Origin of the sequence: Amycolatopsis thailandensis, assembly GCF_042723255.1 — a bacterium.
Lineage (GTDB): Bacteria > Actinomycetota > Actinomycetes > Mycobacteriales > Pseudonocardiaceae > Amycolatopsis > Amycolatopsis thailandensis.
Map to the genome: position 1 here is coordinate 1 of NZ_JBHXJK010000241.1, position 7547 is coordinate 7547.

At 70.2% G+C, this 7547-nt stretch carries 8 protein-coding genes; 4 read left to right on the forward strand and 4 right to left on the reverse strand.

Annotated elements, in window-relative coordinates:
- Positions 1-58 precede the first annotated feature (58 nt).
- Genes ACFWMR_RS41980 through nth form a run of 4 tightly spaced genes read right to left on the reverse strand, consistent with a single transcriptional unit; the run spans position 59 to position 3230 of the window.
- Entirely contained in the window at positions 59-1243 is a 1185-nt protein-coding gene (locus tag ACFWMR_RS41980) for a MarP family serine protease (RefSeq protein WP_378382428.1), read from the reverse strand.
- Between the two features lie 6 nt (positions 1244-1249).
- The gene (locus ACFWMR_RS41985) at positions 1250-1957 is read right to left on the reverse strand and encodes an NUDIX hydrolase (RefSeq protein WP_378382429.1); all 708 of its coding nucleotides are present in this window, start codon (positions 1955-1957) and stop codon (positions 1250-1252) included.
- Entirely contained in the window at positions 1954-2550 is a 597-nt protein-coding gene (locus ACFWMR_RS41990) for a TlpA family protein disulfide reductase (protein WP_093932344.1), read from the reverse strand. Before ACFWMR_RS41990 ends, ACFWMR_RS41985 begins: the two co-directional genes overlap by 4 nt.
- Positions 2547-3230, reverse strand: coding sequence for an endonuclease III (gene nth / locus ACFWMR_RS41995; RefSeq protein ID WP_093932343.1), 684 nt, complete (start codon positions 3228-3230; stop codon positions 2547-2549). The genes ACFWMR_RS41990 and nth overlap by 4 nt, the downstream gene beginning before the upstream one ends.
- 237 nt (positions 3231-3467) lie before the next feature.
- Between nth and ACFWMR_RS42000 the strand changes: the two genes are divergently transcribed.
- The 4 genes from ACFWMR_RS42000 (at position 3468) to dnaN (ending at position 7352) form a co-directional block, all read left to right on the forward strand.
- Positions 3468-3719 (forward strand): hypothetical protein, encoded by a 252-nt coding sequence (locus ACFWMR_RS42000; protein ID WP_005166943.1) that lies wholly within the window; start codon positions 3468-3470, stop codon positions 3717-3719.
- Positions 3720-3878: 159 nt separating this feature from the next.
- On the forward strand, positions 3879-4553 hold the full coding sequence (locus tag ACFWMR_RS42005) for a Crp/Fnr family transcriptional regulator (RefSeq protein WP_003081747.1): 675 nt from the start codon (positions 3879-3881) through the stop codon (positions 4551-4553).
- Positions 4554-5015: 462 nt separating this feature from the next.
- A complete protein-coding gene (locus ACFWMR_RS42010) occupies positions 5016-6278 on the forward strand; it encodes an MFS transporter (protein WP_378280276.1) in 1263 nt (420 codons plus the stop codon).
- A 9-nt stretch (positions 6279-6287) separates the two neighbouring features.
- On the forward strand, positions 6288-7352 hold the full coding sequence (dnaN, locus tag ACFWMR_RS42015) for a DNA polymerase III subunit beta (protein ID WP_378382430.1): 1065 nt from the start codon (positions 6288-6290) through the stop codon (positions 7350-7352).
- Positions 7353-7547: the final 195 nt, after the last annotated feature.

Below are 7547 nucleotides of genomic sequence, written 5' to 3' on the forward strand. Positions count from 1 at the left end.
CGCCTTAGTTCGCCCCCGGGGCCACCCCTCATGACACTCCGCAGGGCGCGGAAGGACCTCAGTTCGCGCAGGGGCCGGTCGAAGTGTTCGCGCTCAGCGACGGAGCCGTCTCCACCACCGGCCGCACCTGTTCGGACGTCAGGGTGAAGCCGGTCTCCGGATCCTCGACGGCCGCGCCGAAGACGACCCCGATGACCTCGCCCTCGGGGTTGATCATCGGCCCGCCCGAGTTGCCGCTGCGGACCTGCCCGCGCACGGTGAACACGTCGCGCTGCACGGTGTTGGACTCGTAGATGTCCGGTCCGCGCAGGTTGATCCGGCCGCGCACCCTGGCGGGCGAAGCGGTGTACGGGCCGTCGAGCGGGTAGCCGAGCACGATCGCGTTGTCGCCCGCCCGCGCGACACGCGGCGTGAACGGGAGCACCGGCGCCTGCAACCTCGGCACCGCGAGCACGGCGACGTCGGCCTCGGGGTCGAAGTAGACGACCCTGGCCGGGAACTTGCCCGAGGTCGACTCGATGGCGACCTCGTCGGTGCCCGCGACGACGTGCGCGTTCGTCATCACGCGCTGCGGCGCGACGACGAATCCGCTGCCTTCCAGCGCCCTTGAGCACGAAGTCGCGTTGCCGCGGATCTTCACGACGCTGCCGTGCACCTGTTTGACGATCGCGCTCGACTGGAGCGCGGTGTCCGGCGGGCTGGTGTCCTGGACGTTCGGCTTCTGGAACGGGTCCACAATGGACGGGAAGCCCGACTTGTCCAGCAGTTTGCGCAGTTCGCTCGGGAAGCCTTGCGCCGCTTCCGGCATGACGTCGTTGACGCCGCCGAGCACCACCGAGCTGTTGATCGACTTCGCCAGCCCGGGCACCCCCGAGACGGCCGTGAGCGGCGTCGCGATCAGCCACGCCACCACGAACACGACGGCGGCCTGCACCACCGCGCCGAGTGTCTTGTCGACGCCGGAAAGCTTGTCCGGGTTGATCTTCTGGCGCAGTTTCCGCCCGGCCCACACGCCGAGGGTCTCGCCGAGCGCGACCAGGAACACCACGGTCGCCACCGCGAAGGCGACCTTCGCCGCGGGATGCTCGAAGAGTTCGACGACCAGCGGGGCGATCTTGATCCCCGCGAGCGCGCCCAGCACCACGCCGACCAGTGACGGCAGGGCGATGATCACTCCCTGGAACGCGCCGGACACGCCCGCCAGCAGCGCGAGCAGGATCACCAGTACGTCGACCCAGTTCACCGGCGACTACTCCTTCTCCGGCACTTGCCGCCCGTCGACGCGCGCCTGATGTTCGGCCAACGCTACGTCAAGCTCCCGGACGTCGCCGTGGTCCCAGTCCCGATCCCAGCCGCCGAGCGAAAGCGTCATCGACAGCAGGCCGCCCGTGAAGCCCCAGACGAACAGCCCGCCGACGTCGAACGCGGGCCCCTTCCAGCCGAAGCCCTTGCGCTCGACCTGGAACCGGTTGGCCGGGTCGGTGAGTTCGGCGACCGGCACCCTGGCCACCGCGGCCGTCTCGCCGGGGTCGACGGCGTGCACCGGGGACGGCGTCCGCCAATAGGCGAGCACCGGCGTCACCGCGAACCCGGACACCGGCACGAACAGTTCGGGGAAGACGGCCACCGGCAACACGCCGGAGGGCACGACGCCGGTCTCCTCCTCCGCTTCGCGCAACGCCGTCCCGACCGGCCCGTCGTCGCCGGGCTCGGCGCCCCCACCGGGGAAGGCGACCTGACCGGCGTGCGAGCCGAGGGTGTCGGCGCGGCGCTGGAGGAGGACGTCCGGCCCGTGCGGGCCGTCGCCGAAGAGCATCAGGACGGACGCGGGCCGGTAGCTCGCGTCCGGCGGCACGCTGAACCGGCTGAAGGTCTCCGCGCCGACGTCGCCGCTGATCTTGACCAGCGATCGCAGCCAGGCGGGTACGTCCTCCGGGTCCACGAGAGGGCCGGTCATGGTGTCCCTTCCACAGCTGCGCGCACCTGGTCAGTGTTCAGGAAGACGCGTGGGTTCTCGATGAGCCGGACGTCGCCGGCCGCCGTGACCAGGTACGTCGCCGGAAGAGAGGAAGGGACCTTTAGTGCCGTCCGCGCCGGCCCCGACTGCCCGTCACCGTCGAACACGGACGGCAGCCGGACCCCCAGTTCGGACAGCAGCGCCAATCCGTCGGCCCCGGAGCTCGCGACCTGGACGAGAAGCACCCGCGCGGCACCCGGTTGCGCGGCGTACTCCTGGAGCAGCGGCAGTTCGGCGCGGCACGGCCCGCACCACGACGCCCACAGGTTGACTAGCACGGGACCACCCGAAAGCACCTTGGCGAGGTCGACCCGGGAGCCGTCGCCGAGGCATTCGACGTCGACCCCGCGCAGCTTCGCCACCTCGCCCGGTCCGGGCGGCGGGCAGGGCGCGAGCGCGGCCTTCGCGCGGGCGGCCGTGAGATCCCCCGAAGTCTTGACCGGCGCCTGGCCGTCACGGGTCGTGAGCAATGCGACGATCAGCGCCACCACCAGCACGGCGGCGGCGAGAGCGAACTTGGTGACCCTCGTCACCGGCGGGCCGCCAGGTCGAGGATGTGGTCGCGTTCTTCGCCCTTGACCAGCTTCGCGGCCTCTTCGAACCCGGTCGGGCCGGTTCCGTACGAGGGGCACATCTTGGCCAGCGGACAGGCGCCACAGGCGGGTTTGCGGGCGTGGCAGACGCGGCGGCCGTGGAAGATCGTCCGGTGCGACAGGAGCGTCCACTCCTTGCGCGGGATCAGCTCGCCGACGGCGTGCTCGACCTTGACCGGGTCCTCCTCCTCGGTCCAGCCCCAGCGGCGGACCAGGCGGCCGAAATGGGTGTCGACGGTGATCCCGGGGACCCCGAAGGCGTCGCCGAGCACGACGTTGGCCGTCTTGCGGCCCACGCCGGGCAGCGTGACGAGGTCCTTCAGCTTGCCGGGCACCTCGCCGTCATAGCGCTCCACCAGCGCGGCGCCCAGCCCGAGCACCGAGTTCGCCTTGGCGCGGAAGAATCCCGTCGGCCGGAGGTACTCCTCGAGTTCGGTGCGATCGGCGCCGGCGTAGTCGGCGGCTGTCCGGTAGCGCGCGAAAAGCGCGGGCGTGACCTGATTCACGCGGACGTCGGTGGTCTGCGCCGAAAGCACGACCGCGACCAGCAATTCCAGCGGGGTGGTGAAGTCAAGCTCACAGTGGGCGTCCGGGAACTCGTCGTCGAGGCAACGCTTCATCCGCCTGGCGCGTCTCACCAATGCGAGCCGGCTTTCACCCGCACCCCCCGCGCGGGGGGCATTGGTGAGGGCAGGAGGCACCCCGATAGCCTACGGGCGCCATCGGACGAGCCAGTGGGAGCACCCGCCGGTCGTCGCCCGACACGCCAGAGCACCACCTCGGCGCTTCGATCGAGGACGCCATGAGCGAGGATCTGGAGTAATGCACAATTTTTCGGAATTCCCAGGGCAGGGCTCATGACAGTCTGGTTCGTCATCCTCGTCCCCTTGGTGATCATGTTCTTCGCGCTGTTCATGGAACGCGTGGAGACCAGGCTCAAGCACGTCGCGGTGCAGGAGAACGAAGTCGAGGAGTTCCTCGAGCAGGCGCAGCCCAACGAGGTCAGGGCCCTCTACGGGCACGGGATCGGGCGCGCGCTCGAGCTGTTCCGGCTGCGCAGGCTGGGCGGGAAGGCGGCCAGGCTTCGCGCGCGACGCGTGCGGAGTTAGGCTCCACGTTCGAGCGAGATCGTTCACGGCCCGCGCGCGCCTGCGGCGTGCCGACGAGCGAACTCGCGCGCACGACCTAGACTGACGCGAAAAGTGATCGACGACACGATCCTCGACCGATGAGGATCGACGTCGTATCTCGATGAGGAGGCACCCGAGGTGGACGAAACCCTGGCCCGAGCGGGCATTTTCCAGGGTGTTGAGCCGGCAGCCGCCGAGGCGCTGGCACAGACCTTGGAATCCGTGGAGTTCCCTCGCGGGCATGTCATCTTCAACGAGGGTGAACCCGGCGACAAGCTTTACATCATCCAGTCCGGCAAGGTGAAGATCGGCCGCAAGTCACCCGACGGCCGCGAGAACCTGCTGGGCATCTTCGGTCCGTCCGACATGTTCGGCGAACTGTCCATTTTCGACCCCGGCCCGCGGACGTCCAGCGCGACGACCGTGACCGAGGTCCGCGCGGTGACGATGGACCGCCCGGCGCTGCGGCAGTGGATCTCCACCCGCCCGGAGATCGCGGAGCAGTTACTGCGCGTGGTCGCCCGTAGGCTGCGCCGGACCAACAACATGGTCGCCGAGCTGATCTTCACCGACGTCCCCGGACGTGTGGCGCGCGCGCTGCTCCAGCTCGCGCAGCGTTTCGGCAGCCAGGAAGCCGGCCTGCTGCGGGTCACGCACGACCTGACGCAGGAAGAAATCGCCCAGTACGTCGGCGCTTCGCGCGAGACCGTGAACAAGGCTCTCGCCGACTTCGCGCACCGTGGCTGGCTGCGGCTCGAGGGCAAGAGCGTCCTGATCCTGGACCCGGAGCGCTTGGCCCGCCGCGCCCGCTAGGACCCCGCTTCACGTGCAATGAAGGGGCCTTTCATCGCAAATTTTGCGATGAAAGGCCCCTTCATTGCATCCGGGCCCAGACACAACGAAGAGCCGGGCGCCACCCCCGACGTGGCGCACCGGCTCTTCGCTGTGCGCGGACCATCCCCCGACGATCCGCGCTCCCCGCCCTCCGGAACAAGGCCCCGACCCGTACGCCGGAGGGAGCTGGAGACTGTGTGTTTGTCGTACAACCATCCACGGCCGTCGGCCGCGGATACAAGTTCTTTCACTCTCAAGGACGCCATCTGCGTCGATTTGTTGCCCCGAACGACCCAAAATCGACTGACTGTTACCCGATCGTGACGAACCCGGCTGCTTCAAGGCCCGTAATACCCAAAAGCCGGGGGTGACAAACCTTACCGGCGCAGATCTGGTACTCGCGTACCAAAGTAGTTCATACTGGTACGCGTGTCCCAGTCTGTGTCCGCTTCCGCCGAGAGCCACCGCACCTCCCTCGCCGACTACCGGGCCGCGCTGACCGCGCCCGGATCCCGCGGGGCGGTGATCGCGTCCCTGCTCGCCCGCCTGCCGATCGCGATGATCGGCATCTCCGCGCTGCTCTACGTCCAGCGTGAGACGGGCTCCTTCGCCTCGGCCGGACTGGTGTCGGCCGGGTCGCTGGTGGGCGTCTCCGTCGGGGCGGTCGTGCAGGGGCGGCTCATCGACCGCTTCGGGCCGACGCGCCCGCTGCTGACCACCACGCTGCTCTTCGCGCTGGCGATGACCGGGCTGGTGTTCGCGATCGAGGCACACGCTCCGACGCTCGTGCTGGTCCCGCTCGCCTTCGGCACCGGCATCACCGAACCGATGGTCGGTTCGGCTTCGCGGGCACTGTGGACACGCCTGCTGCCCGCCGGGCCGACGCGGAACGCCGCGTTCTCCTACGAGGCGATCAGCATGGAGGTCTTCTTCATCCTCGGCCCCGGGTTCGCCGGGCTGCTGATCGCCGCGCCGTGGGCGGGCACCGGCATCGTGACCGGCGCGCTGACGATGATCGCGGGCGCGGTGCTGTTCGCGCTGAGCCCGACGGTCCGGGCCTGGGGACCGGCGCCGTCGTCGGGCGGGAAACTGCTCGGCGCGCTGGCCAGCCCCGGGATGCGCACGCTCGCGCTCGCCGCGCTTGGCTTCGGCGCCGTGATCGGGTTCGTCGAGGTCGCCGTCCCAGCGGCCGCCACCGAAGCGGGGAACACCTCGATCGGCGGGCTGCTGCTCTCGGCCTGGTCGGTCAGCTCGGTCGCCTTCGGTGTCGCGTACAGCCTGCGGCCGTGGCCGCGCCAGATGGGCCTGCGGTTGCCGGTGCTGCTGGCCGGGTTCGGCGCGCTGGTGGCGCTGCTCGCGCTGCCGGGATCGCTCTGGGGCCTCGCGCTCGCCATGCTCGCCGCGGGCGCGCTCATCACGCCGCAGTCGACGACGCATTCGGCGGCCATCGAGATCGCCGCGCCGAAGGGCACGGCGGCCGAGGCGTTCGGCTGGGTGCTCACCGCGGTGACCCTCGGCCTCGCGTTCGGGCAGTCGATCAGCGGTTACCTCGTCGAGCACGCGGGACACGAAGCGGCGTTCCTCGCCGCCGGCGCCGTCGGGTTCGCGCTCGCCGCGGTGGTGTGGCTGCTGCGCGGCACGTTCCGCCCGCAGCCGTCCGGAGCCGTCGCCGAAGCGCCCGAACTTGTCGGTGCCGCCCGCTAACTTGCGGGCATGGACCTGACTGCCGCCACCCGCTCCCTCTCGTCCGCCGTTTCCGCCGCCGCCCGGCTGCTCTCGGCCCGCTCCGGCCTGTTGCTGCGCGCCGGGCGGGACGGCCTGACCGTCGGCGGAAACGACAGCGAACGAGCGGTCCGCCTGACGTGTGACGCCGTCGTGCACACCGACGGCGAGGTGCTCGTCCCGGCCGGGCCGCTCGCGGAGACGTTGCGCATGCTCGAAGACGATCTGGTGCGCCTGGTCGTCGAGGGATCACGGCTGGCCGTGCGGGTGGAGGGTGGCCGATTCGCGCTGCCGCTGCTGAGCAGTGAGCTGCTGCTGCAGGAGATGCCGCCCAAGGTGTCCGAAGTGGACGGTGCCGCACTGGCGTCGGCGCTGCGGACGGTCGCGGGTACGGCGGCCAAGGACGACGCGCTGCCGATGTTCACCGGCGTCCGTGTGCAGAGCTTCAGTCGTGAGCTGCGGCTGACGGCGTCCGATCGGTACCGGATGGCCGTGGCCACCCTTCCCCTGCGTTCCGAAGGCGAGCCTGTCGACGCGCTCGTCCCGGCCGGCCTGCTCGCCGAGACGGCGAAGCAGGCGCGCGGCACCGTCGGCCTGCACGGCGACGGGACCAGGTTCGGGCTGAGCTGGGCGGGCGTCACCGTCACCACCGCCGTACTCGACGCGGGGTTCCTGTCCGAGAAACTGATCGAGTCGTCCACTGTGGACACAACGGTCGAGGTCTCCGCCGACGCGCTGGCCGCCGCCGTGCGCCGGGTGGGCGTCTACGCGGACGAGCGGCGAGTGCTGACGCTGGAGGTCGGCGACTCGCACCTGCGGCTGGCCAGTTCGAAGCAGGACACCGGGGAGGCCGAGGAGACGCTGAAGGCCGAGGTTTCCGGCGGCCGGACGTCGCCCTCGTTCCAGGCGCGCTATCTGCTGGACGCGTTGCAGGGTTTCGCGGGAGAACGAGTGCGGCTCGAGATCCAGCCCGGGATGCGGGCCTGCGTCATCCGCGCGGTGGAGCCGGGCGACGTGGAGCTCACCTACTACGTGATGCCGATGCTCCCGCGCTGAACCCGGTCTCGTGAGTGATGACTCGCCTCCTGGCTTTCGCAACGCGGTGGAGGGCGAGCAGACGGCCCCGCCGGATGGCCCGCCTGCTCCCTCCGGTCCAGGTGTCGCGAAAGCCACTTTCGCGACTCCTGATGTCCCCAAAGTGGCTTTCGCGACACGGGCCTCGGCGCCGGAGCCCGACCCATCACCCGGATG